This window comes from Chryseobacterium sp. PMSZPI (genome assembly GCF_002835665.1).
GTDB lineage: Bacteria > Bacteroidota > Bacteroidia > Flavobacteriales > Weeksellaceae > Chryseobacterium.
Window position 1 is genome coordinate 79721 of sequence record NZ_PIZV01000004.1, and the last position, 22772, is coordinate 102492.

The following is a 22772-nucleotide window of genomic DNA, read 5'->3' on the forward strand; positions in this document are numbered from 1 at the left end:
ATGAAGAAAATTTCTATTGTCATACCCGCTCATAATGAAGAAGGCAATGTTGCTTTAGTTCATGAAAAAATAAAGGAAGTTTTTTCAGGATTAAAAAACTATGATTATGAAATCATCTTTGTGAATGATGGGAGCCGGGATAATACACAGCAGAAGCTTGAAGAATTATCTCAAAAATATGAAGACGTAAAGTTTATTGAGTTTTCCAGAAATTTTGGACACCAGCCGGCTGTAAAAGCCGGGATAGATAATGCTGATGGAAATGCAGTCATTTCAATGGATGGAGATCTTCAACATCCTCCTGAACTTATTCCGGAAATGATTAAAAAGTGGGAAGAAGGTTATGATATTGTTTATACGGTAAGAACCTATCCTAAACAGATTTCCTATTTTAAAAGAAAAACTTCCGACGGGTTTTATAAATTGTTATCCAGCCTTTCAGATGTCAACCTTACCAAAGGAGGAGGATCTGATTTCCGATTGATGGATGCCAATGCCGTTCAGGCAATGAGAAGCTTTAAAGAAGATGATTTATTTCTAAGAGGCCTTACCAGCTGGATGGGATATAAACAGACCGGAATTGAGTTTGTTGCCGGAGAAAGAATGACCGGAGAAAGCAGTTATAACCTTAAAAAGATGCTCACTTTTGCATTTACAGGAATTACTGCCTTTAGCGTAAAACCTCTTTATTTAGCAGCTTATCTGGGCTTTATCTTTTCTCTTCTTTCCGTGATAGGATATGTTGGATATGTTGTGTATGCATTTGTTGCCGGCACTGAAATATCAGGTTGGGCATCATTAATTATGACCATCGTATTCTTTGGAGGTCTTCAACTTATTATTTTGGGAATTATCGGCATTTATTTAGGAAAAATCTTTAAACAGGTAAAAGAAAGACCTAATTATATTATTAAAAACAAAAATTTTTAAATGGTTTTATTAAGTTTTGATATCGAGGAGTTTGATATGCCTTTAGAATATAAAGGAGAAATCTCTTTTGATAAACAAATCTCTATATCTCAATATGGGCTTGAAAGAATTTTAAATATTCTTAAAAAGCATCATGCAAAAGCAACTTTCTTTTCCACAGTAGTTTTTGCAGAAAATAGTAAACATCTTATCGAAAGATTATTAAATGAAGGGCATGAATTGGCCTCTCACACTTGGTTCCATTCGGAATTTGAAGAAAAACACCTTAAAGAATCGAGAGAAAAACTGGAAGAATTATTCTCAACGAAAGTAACAGGATTAAGAATGCCGAGAATGATGCCTGTAGATGAAAAAGAAGTGGAAAAAGCAGGATATTCCTACAACTCATCCATCAATCCTACATTTCTTCCGGGCCGATATAATAATTTGAAAGTTTCAAGAACCTATTTTAAAGAAGGAAATGTAATGCAGGTTCCGGCGTCAGTATCTCCTAATTTCAGAATTCCCTTATTTTGGTTAAGTTTCCATAACTTTCCACTGGCATTTTATAAAAAACTGGCTTCCGATACTTTGAAAAAAGATCAATATTTGAATATCTATTTCCACCCATGGGAGTTTGCCGGAATTAAAGACGAAGCTTTTAAACTACCAGGTTTTACTGTGAAAAATTCTGGAGACGATATGGTGGAAAGATTTGACTCATTTGTAGGCTGGTTGAAAGATAAAGGCCATACATTTGGGACATTTCAGGAATTTCAAAAAAAGATATGCTCATGAAGATAGCTTTTGATGCCAAACGTTTTTTCCATAATACATCCGGTTTGGGCAATTACTCAAGAGATCTTGTAAGAATACTTTCTCAATATGAGCCGGATAATGAGTATTTACTCCTGAACAAAAATAAATCCGAGCGAGGAAAAGATATTCTGGAACGTCCCAATGTTGAATTTGTTGAAACGTCTAAAGGTAACTTTTCGCGTCAGTTTAAGATGGGAAAAGATGCCCAGAAACAAGGGGCTGATATTTTCCATGGTCTATCCGGAGAACTTCCTTTAAAATGGGATAAAAAACCAATCAAAAAAATAGTAACGATACACGATCTGATCTTTGTACGATATCCGCAATATTATTCTTTTTTTGATAGAAAGATTCATTTCTGGAAATTCAGGAAAGCGGCTGAAATGGCAGACAAAATTATTGCCATTTCAGAACAGACGAAAAGAGATATTATACAGTTTTTAAAAGTTCCGGAAACTAAAATTGAAGTCATTTATCAAGGCTGCCATAAAGCATTCAAAGAACAGCAGTCCCCGGACTTTATTCAGGTGACTCAGGATAAATTTAAACTTTCGGAAAGGTTTATCCTGAATGTAGGAACCATTGAAGACCGAAAGAATCTGTTGAATATTGTAAAGGCCATCCATGAGACTAATATACCACTGGTTGTGGTAGGAAGAAAGACCAAATATTACCAAAAAATTGCAGATTTCCTGAAAAAGAATAAAATGGAAAATCAGATTTTATTTTTAGAAGGAGTTTCTATGGACGAATTGGCTGTTATTTACAAACTGGCTGATATCTTTGTATATCCAAGCTTTTTTGAAGGTTTTGGAATTCCGGTTATTGAAGCCCTTTTTTCTAAAACGGTTGTTGTAACCAGCAACACGAGTTGTTTACCAGAAGCAGGAGGACCAGATTCGGTATATATCGACCCGAATAACTATGTTGATATTCGTGCAAAAATAAAATTTCTTTGGGAAAATGCATCCGAAAGAAAACGCCGTGAGGAAAAGGGTTTTGAGTTTGTTCAGAAGTTTAATGACGAACCGATTGCAAAGGAATTGATGAATCTTTATCAAAAAATTATCTAAAAAAACTTTGCATTTTAAAAATAAATCCTACATTTGTACCATAATTCAATACAATGAAACCGAATTTTTTAGCATTACATCATTATTATCATCATCTCTGTTAGACGGAATTGATTGATATTTGTATGTGCTAAAATCAAAAAATAATTAAAACCGTCTGAGTAAATAGACGGTTTTTTTGTTTCCTGAATTCTCCTCGGAAATTTTCAAAACAGATCAATTTTTATTTGCTCGGACTAAAAAAAGCGAAATGAGTAAATTAAAAATTGCAATTCAAAAAAGTGGTCGACTTTATGAGGATTCTTTACAACTTCTCAAAGATTGCGGAATTTTCGTCAATAATGGAAAAGATCAGCTTAAAGTTTCAGTAGATAATTTTCCGATGGAAATCATGTATCTGCGAAACTCGGATATTCCGCAATACCTTGAAGACGGAGTAGTGGATATTGCCATAGTAGGTGAGAATCTTCTGGTTGAAAAACAGAAAAACATTCAAATTATCGAGAAACTTGGTTTCTCCAAATGCCGGGTTTCCATAGCTGTCCCAAAGGAAGTGGAAACCGATGATCTGACGTATTTTCAAGGGAAAAAAATTGCCACTTCTTATCCTAATACCCTTAGAAATTTTTTAGAAAAGAAAGGGGTTGTTTCAGATATTCACGTTATTTCCGGATCTGTAGAAATAGCTCCTAATATTGGCCTTGCGGACGGAATCTGCGATATTGTGAGCTCCGGAAGTACTTTATTCAAAAACGGATTAAGAGAAACCGTAACCTTACTGAAATCGGAAGCTGTTTTGGCACAAACTCCACAATTATCACTCGAAAAAACAGCCATTCTTGAAAAGTTCTTATTCAGGATCAAAGCGGTTTTAAAAGCTAAAAATTCAAAATACATCCTGATGAATGTTCCTAATGATAAGATTCAAAAAGTGGCCGGTGTCCTTCCTGTACTGAAAAGCCCTACCGTGATTCCGTTAGCTGAAGAAGGTTGGAGCAGTATTCATTCAGTGATTGATCAGGAGCGGTTTTGGGAAGTTATTGATGAACTGAAAGAGAACGGAGCACAAGACATACTCATCATTCCAATTGATAAAATGGTTATTTAAAAAGAAATACGTAATGAATCATTAAGGAAATGAAGGTTTTAAGAACATTAAGCTTTATCAGAAAATTGATTAAGCGTGTAGCTGAATCAATAGCTTTAGCTATGATCTTAATAATTCTTAATCACTTAAAAACTCTTAATGGTTAAAAAAATGTCACACTAAGAAAAATAATACAAATGAAAATATACAGATATCCAACGAAAAATACATGGGCTGATCTGGTACAGCGCCCCGTTCTTGAACGAGAAGAGATTTCAGGGCTTATCGCACAGATATTTTCCGAAGTCGAGAAGAATGGAGATAAAGCTTTGATAGATTTCAACAGAAAATTTGATAAGGCCAATACAAAAAGTATTAAGGTTGCGGAAATTGAAATTGAAAATGCCATTAATCAAATTAATGAAGATTTAAAACAAGCTATTCAACAAGCCAGGGAAAATATTTCTAAATTTCACGCTACACAAAATACGGAAGTTCAAAAAATTGAAACAACAAAAGGAGTGATTTGCTGGAGAGAGAATAGAGCTATTGAGAAAGTGGGAATTTATATTCCGGGAGGAACAGCTCCTTTATTTTCAACCGTATTGATGCTTGCTATTCCTGCAAATTTGGCCGGGTGCAAAGAAATTATACTGTGTACACCACCAGATAAAAATGGAAATATTAATCCGGCTATTTTATATGCCGCCAAGCTTTGTGGAATTTCTAAAATCTTTAAAACAGGAGGAGCCCAGGCCGTTGCCGGAATGGCGTTGGGAACAGAAAGCATTCCGAAAGTCTATAAAATTTTTGGTCCGGGAAATCAGTTTGTTGTTGCCGCAAAAGAATATGCCCAACGCTATGGAGTTGCTATTGATATGCCGGCCGGCCCCAGTGAAGTCCTTGTCATAGCAGACCAGCAGGCTGTCCCTGATTTCTGTGCAGCGGATCTTCTTTCACAGGCAGAACATGGAAGTGATAGTCAGGTTGTTTTTATCACAACAGATCTTACCATTTTTAATGATACAATTGAGGCTGTTGAACAACAAGTCAAGGTATTGCCTAGAAATGAATTTGCCAATCAGGCGTTGGAAAACAGCAACTTTATATTGCTTAACACTCTTGAAGAGGCCATTGAGTTCAGCAATTTATATGCTCCCGAACACCTTATTCTTGCCATGAAAGACTTTGAAAAATATATCTCAAAGGTTCAGAATGCAGGATCTGTTTTCCTCGGAAATTATTCCTGTGAAAGTGCCGGCGATTATGCAAGTGGAACCAATCACACCCTTCCTACCAATGCTTATGCAAAGAATTATAGTGGTGTTTCCCTGGATAGTTTTGTAAAAAAAATAACATTCCAGCATCTTTCCAAAGAAGGACTTCAAAATTTAGGAAAAACGATAGAAACAATGGCAGAAGCAGAAGGCCTGTTTGCCCACAAAAATGCAGTATCAATACGATTAAAATAATAGAATGAACAATACAATTGTCAATATCAATACTTTAGTAAGAGAAAATATTTTAAAACTACAGCCTTATATAAGCTTTAGAGATCATAATGAATTTAGTGCTCCTGTGCTTTTGGATGCCAATGAAAGCCCTTTCGGTGAATATAATCGTTACCCGGATTCTACCCAGAAAAAACTGAAAAGTAAACTGTCAGAACTTAAAAATCTATCTCCATCTCAAATGGCAATAGGAAACGGAAGTGATGAACTTATCGATTTGATTATTAAAATATTTTGTGAGCCCAAAAAGGATGCTATCCTGATGATGAATCCTTCTTTTGCGATGTATGCATTTTATGCTGCAATCAATGAAAACAATGTTTTAAAGCTTAATCTGAATGAAAACTTTGATATCTTAAAAGAAGATTTTTTAAATATTACAAAAGAACAGGCTATAAAGATTTTCTTTTTGTGTTCACCTAATAATCCGACCGGAAATAGTATTGATGATATTGAGTTCTACATTCAAAACTTTAATGGAATTGTTGTGGTGGATGAAGCTTATATTGAATTCTCAGGAAAAAAATCAAGTATTGAACTTCTTGAGAAATATCCAAATCTGATCGTTCTTCAGACTTTTTCGAAAGCTTGGGGAATTGCAGGAGCAAGAGTTGGGGTGGCTTACGCATCTGAAGACATTATTACGTTGATCAATACCGTAAAAGCACCTTACAATGTCAACGCATTAAGCCAGGAGCTAATTCTGAAAACACTTGATAAGCAAGAAATATTCAATGAAAATCTGGACCAAATTCTATCGGAAAGAAGATGGCTTGAAGAACAGTTTAAAGATATTAAATGTATCTCAAAAGTATACCCGACAGACGCCAATTTCTTTTTGATTACAATGAATAATGTAGATCAGGTATATGAAAGAATGTTGGAAGAAGAAGTTCTGACAAGCAGAAGAGATCCTGCTATCCCGGGATGTATTAGAATCAATATAGGAAATCGTCAGGAGAATGAAAAATTAATCAACCTTTTAAAAAATATAGGATAACTAAACAAATAGCAATATATGAAAAAAGTACTATTTATAGACCGTGACGGCACTCTAATTATTGAGCCCCCTACGGATTTTCAGGTCGATTCCTTGGAAAAACTGGAATTTTATCCGGGGGTATTTCAAAACCTTTCAAAAATTGCCAATGAACTGGATTATGAATTAGTGATGGTAACCAATCAGGACGGATTGGGCACCGAAAGTTTTCCATTGGAAGATTTTACAAAACCTCATGAAAAAATGTTGAAAGCATTTGAAAATGAAGGAATAATTTTTAATGATATTTTAATTGATAAAAGTTTTGAACACGAAAATCTACCTACGAGAAAACCTGGTATAGGGATGATGGGAAAATATATCTATGGTAATTATGATCTCGAGAATTCTTTTGTTATAGGAGATCGTGTTACAGATATTCAATTGGCCCGGAACTTAGGGACAAAGGCTATTTTTATAAGCCCGGGTTTAAATGATAAAGCTGATTTAACCACTACTAATTGGGCAGAAATCTATCAGTTTTTAAAAAGTGAAATGAGAAAGGCTAAAGTCTCTAGAAAAACTAACGAAACCGAAATCGAGATTGAAGTCAATATCGATGGAAGCGGAAAATCTGAAATTTCAACAGGACTTCATTTCTTTGATCACATGTTGGATCAGATTGCCAAACACGGGAATATGGACCTTCGTGTCAAAGTAACAGGAGATCTTAATGTAGACGAGCACCATACGATTGAAGATACAGGAATCGTATTGGGTGAGGCTATTATCAAAGCTTTGGGAAAGAAAAAAGGAATTGAAAGATATGGTTTTTTGCTCCCTATGGATGATTGTCTGGCACAGGTGGCCATTGATTTCGGAGGGCGACCGTGGCTGGTTTGGGATGCAGAATTTAAAAGAGAAAAGATAGGAGATGTTCCTACAGAAATGTTCTTTCATTTCTTTAAATCTTTCACAGATTCTTCAAAATCGAATTTGAATATAAAATCAGAAGGAGATAACGAACACCATAAAATAGAATCCATTTTCAAAGCATTTGCAAAAGCTATTAAAATGGCGGTAAATCAATCTGATGCTAATTACAGTTTACCTTCAACCAAAGGAAGTTTATAAATATGATTGCAATAATAAAATATAATGGCGGAAACGTAAGCTCAGTACAGAATGCACTGAACAGATTAAATGTAGATTCTATCATTACAGATGATCCGAAGCAGATTTTAAAAGCTGATAAAGTAATTTTCCCGGGGGTTGGAGAAGCATCTTCAACCATGAAGCTATTAAAAGAAAAAAAACTTGATGTACTTATTCCAACTTTACAACAACCGGTATTAGGAATATGCTTGGGAATGCAGCTGATGTGCAAAAAAAATGAGGAAGGGAATACCGAAGGAATGGGAATTTTTGATATCAATGTGAGAAAATTTCCGTCAGAAGATATTGTTCCCCATATGGGCTGGAATACTGTTTCCAATCAAAATTCTTCATTATTTTCAGGAATTGAACAGGAGGATGACGTATATTTTGTTCATAGCTATTATTGTGAATTATCGGATTTTACAACTTCTGTATGCGACTATATTCTGCCATTCAGTGCGTCTTTGCAAAAAGATAACTTTTATGCAGTACAGTTTCACCCGGAAAAATCGGGACAAGTTGGAAACCAGTTATTAAAGAACTTTATCAATTTACCATTATGAAAATTATTCCGGCTATAGATATTATTGACGGCAAATGTGTACGCTTGTCAAAAGGAGATTATAACACAAAGAAAATCTACAATGAGGATCCTGTGGAAGTGGCTAAAGAATTCGAAAGCTTTGGCATCCGGTTTCTTCATTTGGTAGACCTTGACGGTGCAAAATCAAAGCACATTGTGAATCAGAAAGTTTTGGAAAATATTGCAAACTCTACCTCACTTCATATTGACTTTGGAGGTGGATTAAAATCTCAACAGGATATAGAAACAGCCTTTAATTCCGGGGCAAAGCAAATTACATTAGGAAGTATCGCCGTTCAGAATCCTGAATTTTGTGTTGAAATGATTCAAAAATATGGTTCGGAAAAAGTTATTTTAGGAGCAGATTGTGAGAATAGGAAGATTAAGACCTCCGGTTGGCAGGAAGAAAGCGATAAAGATATTATTGATTTTATTCTGGAATATCAGAACAAAGGTATTTGTCAAACCATATGTACTGACATTTCAAAAGATGGAATGTTGGAAGGCCCTTCAACAGGCTTATATATTGAGATTTTATATAAGACGACAACTCAGCTAAGTGCAAGCGGGGGAATTTCCGGTATCAAAGATGTGTACAAAATGAAAGATATAGGATGCGCAGGAACGATTATCGGAAAGGCTATTTATGAAGGAAAAATAAGTTTACTACAACTTCAAAATTTTATTGAAAATGCTTAAAAAAAGAATTATTCCGTGTCTTGATATTAAAGATGGAAGTACCGTAAAAGGAATTAATTTTGAAGACCTTAAAAATGCCGGTGATCCTGTAGAATTGGCAAAAAGATATGAACAAGAGGGTGCCGATGAGCTTGTATTTCTTGACATTACCGCAACGATTGAAAATAGAAAAACATTCGTAGAATTAGTTAAAGATATAGCTAAAGAAATAAGTATTCCTTTCACTGTAGGAGGCGGAATTTCTTCCATAGAAGATGTTAGAAAGCTTTTGGAAGTGGGAGCAGATAAAATTAGCATCAATTCTTCAGCAGTAAAGAACCCGCAACTTATTGCAGATCTGGCCAACGAATTTGGAAGCCAGTGTATTGTAGTGGCGATTGATACGCGATTGATAGGTACATCCGACCTTGTTCATATTAAAGGAGGTAGGGAAGCTACAACTTTGACAACTGTTGAATGGGCTAAAGAAGCCGAATTGTTGGGAGCCGGAGAAATTCTTTTAACATCCATGGATGGAGATGGTACCAAAAAAGGATTTGATCTTCGGATTACTCAATTGGTTTCTGAAAATGTCGGTATTCCGGTAATAGCTTCAGGAGGTGCGGGAATAGTTGAAGACTTCATTGAAGTATTTTATAAAACTAAAGCTACAGGAGCATTGGCAGCCAGTGTATTCCATTTTAATGAAATAAGTATTCCGAATTTAAAACAAGAATTAAAAACTCAAAAAATAGCAGTACGATGAATATCGATTTTAATAAAGACAACGGGTTGGTTCCTGTAATTATCCAGGATAACAGAACATTACAGGTATTAATGCTCGGGTATATGAATGAAGAAGCCTTCGACAAAACAAAACAAGAGGGAATCGTAACATTTTTCAGCCGCTCCAAAAACAGACTCTGGACGAAAGGAGAAGAATCAGGCAATTTTTTAACAGTACAAAGTATTGATATCGATTGTGATCAGGATACGATTCTAATAAAAGTAATTCCAAAGAATGTGGTATGCCATACAGGAAGTTTCAGTTGCTTTGGAGAGAAGGCTCCAAAAGGGTTTTTATACGAACTGGAAGAAAAGATCTCTCAGAGAATTGACGATAAGACAGAAGGTTCATATACGTATTCACTCTATCAAAGAGGAATTAATAAAGTAGCCCAAAAAGTAGGAGAGGAGGCCGTAGAATTGGTGATAGAAGCAAAGGACAATAATGCTGATCTTTTTAGAAATGAAGCTGCTGACCTTATGTATCATTTTTTGATTTTGCTGAAAGCGAAAGGCTTTTCATTGGAGGATATTGAAAAAATTCTTCAAAGTAGAAGTTAGTACATTGTTTGAATATTCTTTTTTTATCCCAAAATAATATATTTGCCTCCTTAAGTTATTAAACAATATAAACATCAACTGTATGAACGATTTCAGCGGATATGAAAAGATGCCTGACTCTTTGAAGAAATTAGGACTCAATGAAAAGGATTTATCAAGAATGGATAAGTTGAATTGGGTCGTTACAGAGAAAATACATGGTGCCAATTTTAGTTTTTCCTATGAAAATAACAGCTTAAGATATGCTAAAAGAAGAGAATATCTGAATTGGAAAGATGATTTTTTTGGTTTTCAGCTTGTTGCCAACAGACTTGAGACCAAGGTTATCCGGTTATTTGAGCATTTAAGCAGCATAATTTCAGGGACAAGGTATATTATTTATGGAGAGCTATTTGGGGGGAAATATCCTCATTCCGATATTGAAGCTGTTGAAAACATACAAGCAATACAAACAGGTGTTTATTACACTCCGGATATTCATTTCTATGCATTTGATATTGCAGTCGTAGAGGAATTGGGAGTTAAAAACTATCTTGACTATGAGACAGTAGCCTTATTTTTTGAACAATTTGAAATACCTTATGTCAAACCATTATTTATTGGAAAATTTAATGAAGCCATAAATTTCAATATCAGAATCAATTCTCCTATTCCAAAACAAATGGGATTGCCTGAATTGGAACATAACCTGATCGAAGGAGTGGTTGTCAAACCATTTAATTTAAAAGATGTAGATCTCCTATCTTACCGTCCCATTATTAAATTAAAAAATCCTGAATTTGATGAAGAAGAGAAATTCCATAAAGCCGAAAAATGGTCGTTTGTTCCGGACATTTTCTCTAAAACAGAAAACCTTTCTTTTATTACAGATGAACTGAGAACATATGTTTCTAATAATAGGCTGGAAAGTGTATTATCTAAAGTTGGAGCACTTGATATCAATAACCCTTTGAGAGTTTCCGAAATTCAGTCTGAATTTTTACAGGATGTCCTCACAGACTTTAATGAAGATAATAATAATTTACTGGATGAATTAACCCATGAGGATAAAGAATGGATCATAGAAAGGATACAGTCCGAAATAAAAAACAGATTGGTTGCAAAAGGATAAAACTTATGTATAATAAAAAGAAAAAACAGAGCAATTGCTCTGTTTTTTGAATCAATTAATAATAATATTACCGATCGATCATAATATTTTTTACGATAGTTTGATCACCAGCTTTGAGAATCCCGATATAGACTCCTTTTTCAAGAGTGGAAACATTAACTTTTGTTTCATTAATACTTTTAAGAAGGGACCTTCCCGTTAGGTTAGTCATTTCAAAACTAAAATGGGTTATGGTAGGATCCGGTAATTCGATATTCAAAATACTATTGGCAGGATTAGGATAAAATTTGGCAGTTTCAAGAGAATTAACTGAAGATGCTTTTTTAGTTATTGTAGATGTTGTAGAAGCAGTGGCAAAATGTTGTAGGGCTCCTACAGCTGCCTTCCCGATATTATAAACATAAACGGGATCTACATTTGCAAAAGTATCCTTAGAGGTATGAGGATAAGTACTTTCTATTCTTTCAAAAAAACCGGTAATCACTTCACCTTTTTGTTCAAAAGGAATATAATCCGTTCTCTCAGCCGGGTCAACTTCCGTTTTAAGAGGTGAGTAGAGTGCAGTACAGTTTCTAAGCTGTTGAGTTATAGCAGCAGAAGCCGTATTATTAGAGGCAAGTCCCCCTTGGTCCTCATCACAATATACTGTATTGTTGTTATTTCCTTTTACACCACCTACCTGATCCAGGTTGAAGACAAGTTTTATATCCAGCTTGCGAACCCCTCCCTGATAAACAACATTATTTACATAGTGATTGCTTCCTACTAAGCCTTGTTCTTCTCCGGAGAAATGAATAAACTTAATAGAATATTCAGTAGGGACATCTTTTAATATTCTTGCAGCTTCCAGAATGATGGATGTGCCACTGCCATTATCATTTACTCCCGGTCCGTTAATCGTATCAAAATGCCCGCAGATAATGACAAATTTGTTAGGGTATAGAGTTCCGGTTTTCGTAATAATAAGATTCTTGGAAGTTTTTGAACCGTAAGTGAAAGGACTTTCTTCCATCTGGGTTGCGGTATAGCCATAAGAGAGATATTTATTCTTAATCCAATTTAAAGTATTGGTATTAGCCTGGGATCCGGTAGTTTTTATTCCCAGATTCCCGAATTCCTGAAGATTAGTCGTAATATTGGCTTGCGTTACCATATCGGCTCTGTTTTTATAAGCCTGAATAAAACTCTGGGCAGCAATGCCTTGTGCCATTAATGAAACACATAAAAGTGTTGTGATTTTTTTCATATTATTTATTTTGTTGTGGATTACGAATATAATAAATATATCACATTAAAGTGTCTAATTATTATGGAAAACATTGAATTTTTTATTAGTATGAATTAAATACATCGAAAGTATTCGATTACTTTAAAAACATTTCAAATCTATTTTTAATTCTATTTAGTGTAAATGTAAAATGGATATTCTTACCCAAAATAAAACCTTCGAATCTGCTTCAAAGGTTTCTATAAAATAAGTTTAATTCAAGATTATCTATTGATTAATATTTTTCTTACAACGGTTTGATCACCAACTTTTAAAACACCAAGATAAACCCCGTTTTCTAAGCCTGAAACATTGATCTTTGCTTCATTAGTCGTCTTCAGTAGAGAGCGACCGGGAAAGTCCGTAATTTCAAAACTGAAATTTCTTATACTAGAATCAGGAAGTTCAATATTAACGATATCTTTTACAGGATTAGGATAAATTTTCACATTTTCCAGAGAATTTTTAAAATCTGTTTCCCTGGTTCCCAAAGAACTGGTAGTAGCTACTGCAAAATGTTGTAAAGCTCCTACAGAAGCCTTTCCTACATTATAAATATATACAGGATCTGTATTCAAAAAAGTATCATTTGAAGTATGAGGTTTATTACTCCTTATTCTTTCGAAAAAACCGGTAATCACTTCCCCTTTTTCTTCAAAAGGAATATAGTCACTATTTTCTGCCGGATCTACGGCTGTAAGAAGAGGAGAGTAGAGTGTTGTGCAGTTTCTAAGCTGTTGGGTTACTGCTGCTGAAGCTGCGTTATTTGTGGAAATCCCTCCTTGATCTTCATCACAATATATTGTATTATTATTATTTCCCATAACACCACCTACTTGATCAAGGTTAAAAACCAACTTGATATCCAAAAGGCGGGTGTTCCCCTGATATGCGACATTATAAGCATAATATCGACTCCCTATTAATCCTTGTTCTTCTCCGGAAAAATGAATGAATTTAATGGAGTATTCCGTAGGAATATCTTTTAATATTCTTGCAGCTTCCAGCATGATGGAGGTACCACTGCCGTTGTCATTCACTCCGGGGCCGTTAAGGGTATCAAAGTGTCCACAGATAATCACATATGTATTGGGATATACGGTTCCTGTTTTCGTTATAATCAGGTTTTTAGACGTTGAACCGCCATAAGGAAAAGGGTTTTCTACAATCTGTGCATTAGTATATCCATAAGACAGGTATTTATCTTTAAGCCAATTCAGGGCATTGGTATTAGCCAGGGACCCAGTTGTTTTTACTCCCAAACCTGCAAACTCCTGAAGGTTATTAATAATATTGGTTTGAGTTACCATCTCAGCTCTATCCTTATAAGCCTGAATAAAGTTTTGAGCTTGAAGATTTTGTGCTACTATATATACCAACAAAAAAGCAGTAATTTTCTTCATTTTATAAGTTTGATTTGTTTAGTGCTAATGTAGTAATAAATGCTTTTATTTACTCGTGTTATTTAATGTTAACCAATATTTCAATTGTATTTTTATTACTCATGTATCGTTTTATATAAATTATGTGTATTTCGTTTTAAAATTCATTGATTAGGAGACATTTATTTATTTTTTGAACAACACCGTTCAATAAACAAAAAAGTCCCAGGCAAAACCCGGGACTATATTGATAACAAAAATAGTATTCTACATTATTTTACTTGATCTACAACAGCTTTGAAAGCTTCAGGGTGATTCATTGCTAAATCTGCTAAAACTTTTCTGTTAAGTTCGATGTTGTTCTTTTTAAGAGCTCCCATAAATTGAGAGTAAGACATTCCGTGCTCTCTAGTTCCCGCGTTGATACGAGTGATCCAAAGTGCTCTGAAATTTCTTTTCTTCTCTTTTCTACCACGGTAAGCATATTGCATTGCTTTTTCTACCGCGTTTTTAGCTACAGTCCAAACGTTCTTTCTTCTTCCGAAATAACCTTTAGCTTGCTTAAAAATTTTCTTTCTGCGAGCTCTTGAAGCTACGGCATTTACTGATCTTGGCATAATTTAAATTGTTTTTTTGAAAAGGGCGGCAACTGTTGTTACGCTTATTGGCACCGTTTCAGGGTTAAAATTTTGAATTTGTTTTGAATTCTTATAAACCGAATATAGATTTATAAAAACTACTTAATTGCTAATTGACGTTGTACACTTTTCTCGTCCACTTTAGCTACGTAAGAAGTAGTAGTAAGATTTCTCTTCTGCTTAGTTTCTTTCTTAGTTAAGATGTGGCTTTTGTAAGCGTTTTTTCTTTTGATCTTACCAGATCCGGTAAGAGCAAAACGTTTCTTAGCACCTGATTTCGTTTTTAATTTTGGCATTGTTTTGCTTTTTTATTGTTTTTGTTATCAATATCTGTTTTGGTTACTCCTAAGGACATTAGGAATAATAGTGTGCAAAGATACAAAAAAAATCAATTCAAACTTTTATAATTTGTGATTTTATCGCGTCTTATAGATAAACAGTCCTGTCCTCATCATCCACTTCAAATACATCATTGATATTTTGATTGTTTCCTCCCAAAATAAATTTTATCCTATGTCCTGAATAACCAAAGAATAGTTTGTATTTGATTTTTTATAATGACCATTGTAAAAAAGGAAAATTTTCGGAGCATATTGATGTAAGATAATATATTTATCAAAAAAAATACACAACGGATAAAATAAACGCAATATTATGATTAATGTTAAGCTTTCATTCATAAAATATAGCTGATAACCGGGATTGCGGCACTTTTCAATTCTCTTTAATATTGTTGAATAATGAAAACAGTGGTATATATTTCTGTTTTTAACCATAATGATTTATCAACCTGATTTCATTCTAACTTAAATATATAATCTAATATGCTTTCATCCGTAGATTTACAACTTGAAAGACTCTTGATCTTCTCTGTCCTGATCATTTTTTTCGGAGTAGGATTTTCTGGCATGCTCATTACTTTTATTATTAATGCTGTAAGAAAAAAACAAAAAAATGGACTTTATTACCTTCTTTCGTTTGTAATTTTCGGAATTATTGGACTAGCTTTAGCCACATTTTATTTTTATATGATCTTGATTAAATAAACCGGAATGTATTAAGACTGATTCAGTGTAATTGATATGTTTGGAAAAAAGAATATAAAGAGAAATAAAACAAATTTTAAAATACTACAAATTATGATTTTCAGAAAGTTATTACCTGTTCTTGCGTGTGCAATAAGCCTTTCATCTTTTGCCCAAATGAGGACGGGGGTATATTTTTCTTCAGATAAAAAATACAAGGAGATTATTGAAGAGGTCGGAAATCCATTATCAGGAAACCCCGTGATGATTGTACAGTCATTTGTTCCTAATCATGGAAGTTATATTTGGTTTTTGAATGAAAGCAAGGCAAAAAATCCTACTTATATGGGTAATCATCCAAAAGATTTACATTCAGGTATTTTTCTGGAGGATCATGGAGGATTACTTCCGCAAATAACTTTTAAAGATTTTGCCGAGGGTTTAGCACAACCTAAATATATGATTAACTTCTGTGAAATTGGTGATGCCAACAACGACGGATTTCCTGAGTTTTATCTTACTTATTTTGAAGAATCAGACGGACTGGATGCCAAACCGTTGAAAGTGATTGTATATACGAGCTTAGGCGGGAAAACATTTTCGAAATCAAAAATTACCGGTTGGATTCCGTTTCAGGAAGAAGATCAATACCGTGAAGTGAAAGATGAGAATTTCAAATTATTACCCAAAGAAATAAGGTTGAAAGCGGAAAAATTATTAAAAGAAGCTAAAAAAGGAATCAATTAAAATCACCATTATCAGGGATATTTTTATCCTGTATCTTTTATTACCTTTCATTCGGTATCTATTAAAGAAAATAAAGTGGTGAAATGTCTCATAATTTTAACATCATATTTGGCATTATTGAGCTGTAAAACTGATGCTCAGAAATTACAAATATCCATTATTCATGCTGAACCCAAAGAGGTTAAAAGGAAAAACCAGGAAACAGGCGAATCCCGTACTTTTATGACTTATAAGGAAGTTGAGAAGCGACTTGATCCGGGAATTATTATGTTTTCCAAAAATAGTAAAACACTCAAATTCCGTATACAGGGAAACATCAGCTCTAGTGGACATTCTATTCATAAAGTGAGAAAGATTCGTTTGGAAAAAGGAACACAGAATGGCAATACGATTACGCTAAGATATTATGTTGAGATAAAAAAACAACCCGGTAAAGAAAGTGCTAATGTAAAAGGTTATCATTATTCAAAAGATGAAACCTATACAATTCCTAATGATGTTAAAGTAATAAACATCGAATTGTACGAAGATCAAATCAATGAGGTATCTGATACTCTTCCAAGACTCATCTCAAAACAAACCTTTAATTTCTTTGCGAAGATGTAAACCTTATTTGACAGAAATGGACGAATATTCTATGAGAATTTTTAGTAAAATAAATAGCAACTATTTTACCTATATTTAGGTTCCTTAATGTAATAAAAATTAATAAAGATAAGGGTTTGATGTACAGGTTATTATTTATATTTGTTTTACTTATTTTTCCATTTTTTGCCCGAGCACAGGATGTTTTAAGCAAATTAGAAAGAGAATACAACTACGCTTCAAACAATACGGTAGAACGACTCAATCTGGCACCCAAATATGCCACAGCCTTATTTTTCAATGACTTTAAACCGAAATCCTACCAGATTTTAGCTACTAATATTTCCTTGGCAACAAAGCAGGCTGATGGGAAATACGCAATTATTTTGTACGCTGTTCAGGCAATGAATTACCGGCTTGATAATAAAGATGCTGAATCTTCAAAAAGTCTGGAAATGGGAAAGGTTTACAGCTTAAAAACAAACAGCAACGAAGCAAAAGGATACCTGGAATATGCAAGAGGCTGGATTCTTACCCGTAATAATAAAATCACAGAAGCTGTTGCTACTTACCTCAAAGCAATTAGTTATTATGAAAATTCACCCACAACTTCTACACTCTATGGGAGATATGGAAATACAGTGAAAGAATTATCCGCAATTTATTCTGACCTGAACGAATTTCAGCTGGAAGAAAAATACAGCAAGCAGTTTCTGCTGTTAGCATCCAAGCAAAATGATCCTAACCTGATTTTCGATGCCTATATGAGAATGGGGTATATGTATGAACAAAAATATGTTCAGAACCCATCTGATATACAGTTTAGAAATAAAGCAGAACAATACTATGTACAGGCGATTACGACTTTCAATACAAATAAAGGGACTATGCTTAATAAGAGCAACCTTTCATATGCGGCCATTAATCTAGCCAATCTGTATACCGAATTCGATCAGGACAAAGCCATGCAATATGCCCAATTAGCCAACAAGGTGAGTCTGGAGACTGGTGAGGCTATTCATATTGCTTCTTCATTTGGAATTCTGGCAGAGCTTGCCATACAGAATAAAAATTACGATCTCGCTAAATCTTATTTTCTGAAAGCTTCTATGGAAATAGGAAAAAGTCCTGTTAGAAATCATAATATAGAACTCTCTATTCTTGAATCTTTATCCAGAGTTAGTGAAGAGCAGGGCAATTACAAAGAAGCACTTACTTATTATAAAAGCTATGTAGATAAATACCGAAGCATTTACGATCAGGAAAAATTAGATATTACCAAAAAATTAGAGTCACAATTTGAGAAAGAGCGACAAGAACAAAAGTATATAAAGCTGCAATTAGAAAGCGATAAAAAAGCACAGGAAATTAAGCTGATTAATATACTTAGGGCACAACGCGAACAGGTATATAATAATTTAAAACTGGTAGAAGAGAATCAACGGGAAAGGCTAAAGTTTTCAGAACTTGAATCGGTAAAAAAAGAACAACAGCTTCGTTTGGCAAAGCTGGAAACCGAACAAAAGAACAATGATCTTAACAGCTATAAAAAACTACTGGCATTCAAAGAAAAGATCAATACCTATTATATTATCTTTATTATCATTTTTATTTTTCTGATTTTCCTATTACTTTATGCTAATAAGCAGCGTGTAAAGTCGATGAAGCAAAAAGAAGAGCTTCATGCTTTAGCCATGGAGAAAGAGAAACAAAATTCAAAGATATCCACGCTTACCGCATTGCTTGAAGGGCAGGAGCAGGAGCGTGGTCGTTTAGCTCGTGATCTTCATGACGGATTAGGAGGTTTGCTTTCAGGAACTAAATTGCAGTTATCTTATTTAAACCCCCATCAATCTGAAACCATAGAAGAAGATATTTCAAAATCAATCAACCAGATTGATGGTGCCGTAGAAGAACTAAGACGTGTAGCACACAATTTAATGCCCGATTTATTAACGAAATATGGTTTAGAAGTGGCCATTAAGGAGTTTGCTTCCCGTATTTCCAATACTGCACTGGATATTCATACAGAATTTATCAATTATCATAATTCCATATCACAGGAAAAGCAATTGATAATATACAGAATCATTCAGGAATTGGTCAACAATGCTATAAAACATGCCCATACTTCCGAAATTATTATTCAGATAAGTGAAGAAGAGAATGTATTATATGTAACGGTAGAGGACAATGGTAAAGGTTTTGACCGCACCGGCTTAGATATGAAAAAAACAGCAGGTTTTCATAATATAGAATTAAGAGTCCAATTTTTAAAAGGAACAATGAACATCACTTCTGAATTGAATATTGGTACCAGTATAGAACTTCAAATCCCTATTCATTAAACATGATAAAAGTAGCCATAACAGACGATCATCCTCTTCTATTAGAAGGTCTGAAGAATATTTTAGGAAATAGTGAGACCATAGATGTGATAGATTGTTTTAAAGATGTTTCGGAGATGAACACAGGTCTTGCAAAGCAAGCTATTGATATTTTGTTGTTAGATATTAATTTGGCAGATATCAACAGCATTGAACTTATAAAACCTTTAAAGAAAAAGTACGAAAATCTTCAAATCATTATACTTAGCGTTCACAATGAACTGCCTGTTATTAATAGTACTTTAGCTGAAGGTGCTTTGGGATATATCCAAAAAAATGCTTCAGTTTCCGAAATTCTGGAAGGTATTAAGACGGTATATGCCGGTCATCAGTTTTTATGTTCACAGACCCAGTCTATTTTAGAAAAAAAATCACAGGATGGATTAAGCCAGGTTCCAAAACTAACGCGAAGAGAAAAAGAAATTTTAGCCGAAGCAGCAAAAGGACTGACGACCAATCAAATGGCGGAAAAACTTTTTATCAGCCCGCATACCGTAGAAAGTCATCGGAAAAATCTGATTGAAAAATTTCAAACATCTAATCTTAGTTCAGCTATTAAACTGGCCATAGAATACGGTTTGATTATTGAGTAAATTTATAACAAAAAGGTCTGCTTACATCGTAGAAGCAGACCTTTTCTCTATATAAATTAAAAATTAGGTGTTCAATTAATTTAATCTTTGAATTTCAATGTGGCATTGAAGAGATTTTTCTTTCCTATTAAATCATATTCGTCATTATATACAGGTTCATACATTAATACATAGGCATTTTCATTAAAGTCTTTTAAATTGATAGGCTGGTCCACCATGATGTCATAAAATCTCGTAATGGTTCGTGTAGCTGTCCATTGTTTTAAATTACCTTTAGGATTTTTATCAAATCTATGATCTTTTATATCTGTATAATACCAATACGATGGAGCCTGATCCATTAAAAACATTTCTTTATCCTTATTATACAGCTCCTCAGCCATGCCTGTATTCTGGAACCATGCAACCTCAGGATTGTAAAGAGCTACTGCTGATGAATAGATACCCTCATTGGTAGTGGTCCCAATTAGAAAACCTTCCAGATTTGTAGCCGCAATTTCAAATAGGAAAGTAGATTTTTTCAGTTCATACACATTATTTATTGGCTCAATTACTTTTCCGTCTTGTTTAATAATTACTTTTAACGATTGTGCGAAAGCAATACAACTTACTAAACAAAAAAGGACTGCTAAACTTATTTTCTTCATTTTACATCTTTAAATAACTGCAGCAAAGGTATTGGGCTTTATCTTCATACACACTGGCTGATTTCAGGGGTTTTTTCCAGTTTCAAATTTATGTCAATGACAACAGATCATTTCTCCCGGCTGATTATTATGAGTGATAAATAGCTGAAAACAGGGATATATTAAATCATGTATTTTAGCCAATTTTGTAAAAGATAAATTAAGTATTATAAATTATTTTCCAGGGATGAAAAAACTAATAATCAATTGTTCAATTTTTGTAGTGCTATTAGTATCCTGTTCACCTGCTACAGAAAAAAGAGCTGACAAGGCAGATTCTACAGTTGCAAAAAAAGCAGATACAGTTGTTACTCATATTCCGGCAAAGAATACCATCTCAAAAGCGGAGATTCCGGATGACCTTTCAGCGTTAGTACCAATAGACATATTGAATAGTAAAAGTACTCATGTGTATGAAAAATATGGTATAGAGTTCTCTGGCAATTGTTATTCGTGTGATTTAGCCGGTTTATCCATAACAAAAGATAAAATGGTATGGACGAATGTTTGTGATGAAAAGGACACTTTTAAGTTGAATGGTTTTTCATTCTCTACCGAAGGAAATAAAACGATTTTAAAAACACCGGAAAGAACTTATATCATAACTCAAATTGATAAAGCACCAGTTTACGAATTAATTATAGAAGGTGAAAAACTGGAATTGAATAATAAAAGAATATCCAGATATTTTACCACTCCGAAAGCATTACCGCTTTTTACAGAACACGATTGCGGTGATTTTGAAGGATAATGAAATCTTATAAAGTTATTGTAAAAACCCATGAAATACTAATTAAATCAGCAGAGCAGTCTAAAAGTTAGGGGAGAATCTTTGTTTGAAAGAGACATACATTTAAAATGATGTTCTTATATAAAAACACAAATATTATATAATCATTTTATTTGTAAATAAATTAAGAAAGCTAAGGTATTGAGAATGTAATGATACAAAATTGCATGGACGTCAATATTACAGCCTCCCCAACTTTTATACTTGAGAGCCCATGGCCGGAATTTTGAGCCGAAGAAGAAGGATTTGATTCCATGCGAGTTTGGAAATTTTAGGAGTCAATATCAATTTTTAGCGGATGATTCCAGTCTTGAATTTTTGTATACTTTTGTTTGACTTCGTCGAATCTTCGATTTTAAGACAAAAGTATAAATAAAAAAATAATTTTAAATTTACTTCCATGCATTTCTATGTTAACCCCAACTTTTGAGACTGATCCGTGTCTTGTCTACAAATTTTTAGCCTGATTACTTTGGATCAAGAGTAAAAGTTGTTGGGCTTAGAATATTTAGATCTGTTTAATTTTAAAATTTAACGCAAAGGATTTCTATTATCCGGTGTTATATTTTAGGAAGCAAAGACTGAATCAATCGTATTGATTCTTTCTAAGCATACGCATATCTACATCGCTTCATCAGCGACTTTTGTCGCTTTCTTAGCTCCCTTATCAATAATGAATTGAATATTGTCTTTGCGTTGAAATAAAATTTCAATATAAAGCTTAGAGGAGTAAAAAGATATTTTTTTTTTCTTCAGATTAACTATTTTTTACCTAGTCCCCAAGTTTTGCACCTGATCCATTACTTTTCTATAAAACTTTACAACAAAAAAACCTCAAAGTAATTTGAGGTTTTATATGTAAATAATAATTGAATTATTTCGCTGGTTTTTTAGGGCTCATCATCATAATCATCCTTTTTCCTTCAAGCTTAGGAAGCTGATCTACCTTACCAACATGCTCCAATTCCTGAGCTAATTTTAAAAGTAAGATTTCTCCCTGATCTTTAAAGATAATCGAACGTCCTTTAAAAAATACGTAGGTCTTTAATTTAGAACCTTCTTCAAGGAATTTTTCAGCATGTTTCTTCTTGAATTCATAATCGTGGTCATCTGTCTGAGGTCCGAAACGAATCTCTTTTACAACCACTTTTACCTGCTTAGCTTTTAATTCCTTTTGTTTTTTCTTTTGCTCGTATAAAAACTTTTTATAGTCTAATATTCTCGCAATAAAAGGTTCTGCTTTATCGGAAATTACGACTAGATCCAATTCCTGTTCTGTAGCAAGTTGTCTTGCTTTGTCGATTGGATAAACTCCCGGTTCTACGTTATCGCCCACTAAACGAAGCTCTCTCACACGAATTTTATCGTTGATCAAGTGAGCGTCCTCCTGTTGTGGACGTCTCTGTGGGCCCCTGTT

Annotated in this window: 23 protein-coding genes; 17 read left to right on the forward strand and 6 right to left on the reverse strand. The window is 33.9% G+C overall.

Annotated elements, in window-relative coordinates; genetic code table 11:
* The 12 genes from CW752_RS01430 to CW752_RS01485 all read left to right on the forward strand — a co-directional run bounded on the left by CW752_RS01430 (nucleotide 1) and on the right by CW752_RS01485 (nucleotide 11255).
* Nucleotides 1-930, forward strand: a complete 930-nt coding sequence (locus CW752_RS01430; RefSeq protein ID WP_101238018.1) for a glycosyltransferase family 2 protein — start codon at nucleotides 1-3, stop codon at nucleotides 928-930.
* The gene (locus tag CW752_RS01435) at nucleotides 931-1707 is read left to right on the forward strand and encodes a polysaccharide deacetylase family protein (RefSeq protein WP_101238019.1); all 777 of its coding nucleotides are present in this window, start codon (nucleotides 931-933) and stop codon (nucleotides 1705-1707) included.
* A complete protein-coding gene (locus CW752_RS01440) occupies nucleotides 1704-2801 on the forward strand; it encodes a glycosyltransferase family 4 protein (RefSeq protein ID WP_101238020.1) in 1098 nt (365 codons plus the stop codon). The genes CW752_RS01435 and CW752_RS01440 overlap by 4 nt, the downstream gene beginning before the upstream one ends.
* 250 nt (nucleotides 2802-3051) lie before the next feature.
* A complete protein-coding gene (hisG, locus tag CW752_RS01445; RefSeq protein ID WP_101238021.1) occupies nucleotides 3052-3909 on the forward strand; it encodes an ATP phosphoribosyltransferase in 858 nt (285 codons plus the stop codon).
* A 176-nt stretch (nucleotides 3910-4085) separates the two neighbouring features.
* Nucleotides 4086-5360 carry a histidinol dehydrogenase gene (hisD, locus tag CW752_RS01450; RefSeq protein WP_101238022.1) on the forward strand — a complete coding sequence of 425 codons (1275 nt, stop codon included), beginning with the start codon at nucleotides 4086-4088 and terminating at the stop codon, nucleotides 5358-5360.
* A gap of 4 nt (nucleotides 5361-5364) precedes the next feature.
* Nucleotides 5365-6399, forward strand: coding sequence for a histidinol-phosphate transaminase (hisC, locus tag CW752_RS01455; RefSeq protein WP_101238023.1), 1035 nt, complete (start codon nucleotides 5365-5367; stop codon nucleotides 6397-6399).
* A gap of 18 nt (nucleotides 6400-6417) precedes the next feature.
* Nucleotides 6418-7512, forward strand: a complete 1095-nt coding sequence (gene hisB / locus CW752_RS01460) for a bifunctional histidinol-phosphatase/imidazoleglycerol-phosphate dehydratase HisB (protein WP_101238024.1) — start codon at nucleotides 6418-6420, stop codon at nucleotides 7510-7512.
* A gap of 2 nt (nucleotides 7513-7514) precedes the next feature.
* Entirely contained in the window at nucleotides 7515-8099 is a 585-nt protein-coding gene (gene hisH / locus CW752_RS01465; RefSeq protein ID WP_101238025.1) for an imidazole glycerol phosphate synthase subunit HisH, read from the forward strand.
* Nucleotides 8096-8818 (forward strand): 1-(5-phosphoribosyl)-5-[(5-phosphoribosylamino)methylideneamino]imidazole-4-carboxamide isomerase, encoded by a 723-nt coding sequence (hisA, locus tag CW752_RS01470; RefSeq protein ID WP_101238026.1) that lies wholly within the window; start codon nucleotides 8096-8098, stop codon nucleotides 8816-8818. Before hisH ends, hisA begins: the two co-directional genes overlap by 4 nt.
* Entirely contained in the window at nucleotides 8811-9563 is a 753-nt protein-coding gene (hisF, locus tag CW752_RS01475) for an imidazole glycerol phosphate synthase subunit HisF (protein WP_101238027.1), read from the forward strand. Before hisA ends, hisF begins: the two co-directional genes overlap by 8 nt.
* Nucleotides 9560-10144, forward strand: coding sequence for a bifunctional phosphoribosyl-AMP cyclohydrolase/phosphoribosyl-ATP diphosphatase HisIE (gene hisIE / locus CW752_RS01480; protein ID WP_101238028.1), 585 nt, complete (start codon nucleotides 9560-9562; stop codon nucleotides 10142-10144). Before hisF ends, hisIE begins: the two co-directional genes overlap by 4 nt.
* Nucleotides 10145-10226: 82 nt before the next feature.
* On the forward strand, nucleotides 10227-11255 hold the full coding sequence (locus CW752_RS01485) for an RNA ligase family protein (protein WP_101238029.1): 1029 nt from the start codon (nucleotides 10227-10229) through the stop codon (nucleotides 11253-11255).
* A 67-nt stretch (nucleotides 11256-11322) separates the two neighbouring features.
* Here the strand turns inward: CW752_RS01485 and CW752_RS01490 are convergent, their stop codons facing one another.
* The 4 genes from CW752_RS01490 to rpmI form a co-directional block, all read right to left on the reverse strand.
* Entirely contained in the window at nucleotides 11323-12501 is a 1179-nt protein-coding gene (locus tag CW752_RS01490) for a M28 family peptidase (protein ID WP_101238030.1), read from the reverse strand.
* A gap of 245 nt (nucleotides 12502-12746) precedes the next feature.
* A complete protein-coding gene (locus CW752_RS01495) occupies nucleotides 12747-13925 on the reverse strand; it encodes a M28 family peptidase (protein ID WP_101238031.1) in 1179 nt (392 codons plus the stop codon).
* Between the two features lie 251 nt (nucleotides 13926-14176).
* Entirely contained in the window at nucleotides 14177-14521 is a 345-nt protein-coding gene (rplT, locus tag CW752_RS01500; RefSeq protein WP_050020978.1) for a 50S ribosomal protein L20, read from the reverse strand.
* Between the two features lie 119 nt (nucleotides 14522-14640).
* Nucleotides 14641-14838 carry a 50S ribosomal protein L35 gene (gene rpmI / locus CW752_RS01505; protein ID WP_002979658.1) on the reverse strand — a complete coding sequence of 66 codons (198 nt, stop codon included), beginning with the start codon at nucleotides 14836-14838 and terminating at the stop codon, nucleotides 14641-14643.
* 843 nt (nucleotides 14839-15681) lie between these two features.
* Here rpmI and CW752_RS01515 point away from each other — a divergent pair.
* From CW752_RS01515 to CW752_RS01530, 4 genes are all read left to right on the forward strand, one after another.
* Nucleotides 15682-16314, forward strand: a complete 633-nt coding sequence (locus CW752_RS01515; RefSeq protein WP_101238033.1) for a hypothetical protein — start codon at nucleotides 15682-15684, stop codon at nucleotides 16312-16314.
* A gap of 117 nt (nucleotides 16315-16431) precedes the next feature.
* The gene (locus CW752_RS01520; protein ID WP_228401564.1) at nucleotides 16432-16920 is read left to right on the forward strand and encodes a hypothetical protein; all 489 of its coding nucleotides are present in this window, start codon (nucleotides 16432-16434) and stop codon (nucleotides 16918-16920) included.
* A 119-nt stretch (nucleotides 16921-17039) separates the two neighbouring features.
* Nucleotides 17040-19247, forward strand: coding sequence for a histidine kinase (locus tag CW752_RS01525; RefSeq protein WP_101238034.1), 2208 nt, complete (start codon nucleotides 17040-17042; stop codon nucleotides 19245-19247).
* A gap of 2 nt (nucleotides 19248-19249) precedes the next feature.
* Nucleotides 19250-19879, forward strand: coding sequence for a response regulator transcription factor (locus CW752_RS01530; protein WP_101238035.1), 630 nt, complete (start codon nucleotides 19250-19252; stop codon nucleotides 19877-19879).
* Between the two features lie 80 nt (nucleotides 19880-19959).
* On the opposite strand, the gene CW752_RS01535 is transcribed toward CW752_RS01530, so the two are convergent.
* The gene (locus tag CW752_RS01535; RefSeq protein ID WP_101238036.1) at nucleotides 19960-20526 is read right to left on the reverse strand and encodes a hypothetical protein; all 567 of its coding nucleotides are present in this window, start codon (nucleotides 20524-20526) and stop codon (nucleotides 19960-19962) included.
* A gap of 226 nt (nucleotides 20527-20752) precedes the next feature.
* Here CW752_RS01535 and CW752_RS01540 point away from each other — a divergent pair, with 226 nt between their 5' ends.
* Complete coding sequence (locus CW752_RS01540; RefSeq protein ID WP_101238037.1) at nucleotides 20753-21316, forward strand: hypothetical protein; 564 nt, start codon at nucleotides 20753-20755, stop codon at nucleotides 21314-21316.
* 913 nt (nucleotides 21317-22229) lie between these two features.
* Here CW752_RS01540 and infC read toward each other — a convergent pair.
* Complete coding sequence (gene infC, locus CW752_RS01545; protein ID WP_172617123.1) at nucleotides 22230-22730, reverse strand: translation initiation factor IF-3; 501 nt, start codon at nucleotides 22728-22730, stop codon at nucleotides 22230-22232.
* Between the last annotated feature and the right edge of the window lie 42 nt (nucleotides 22731-22772).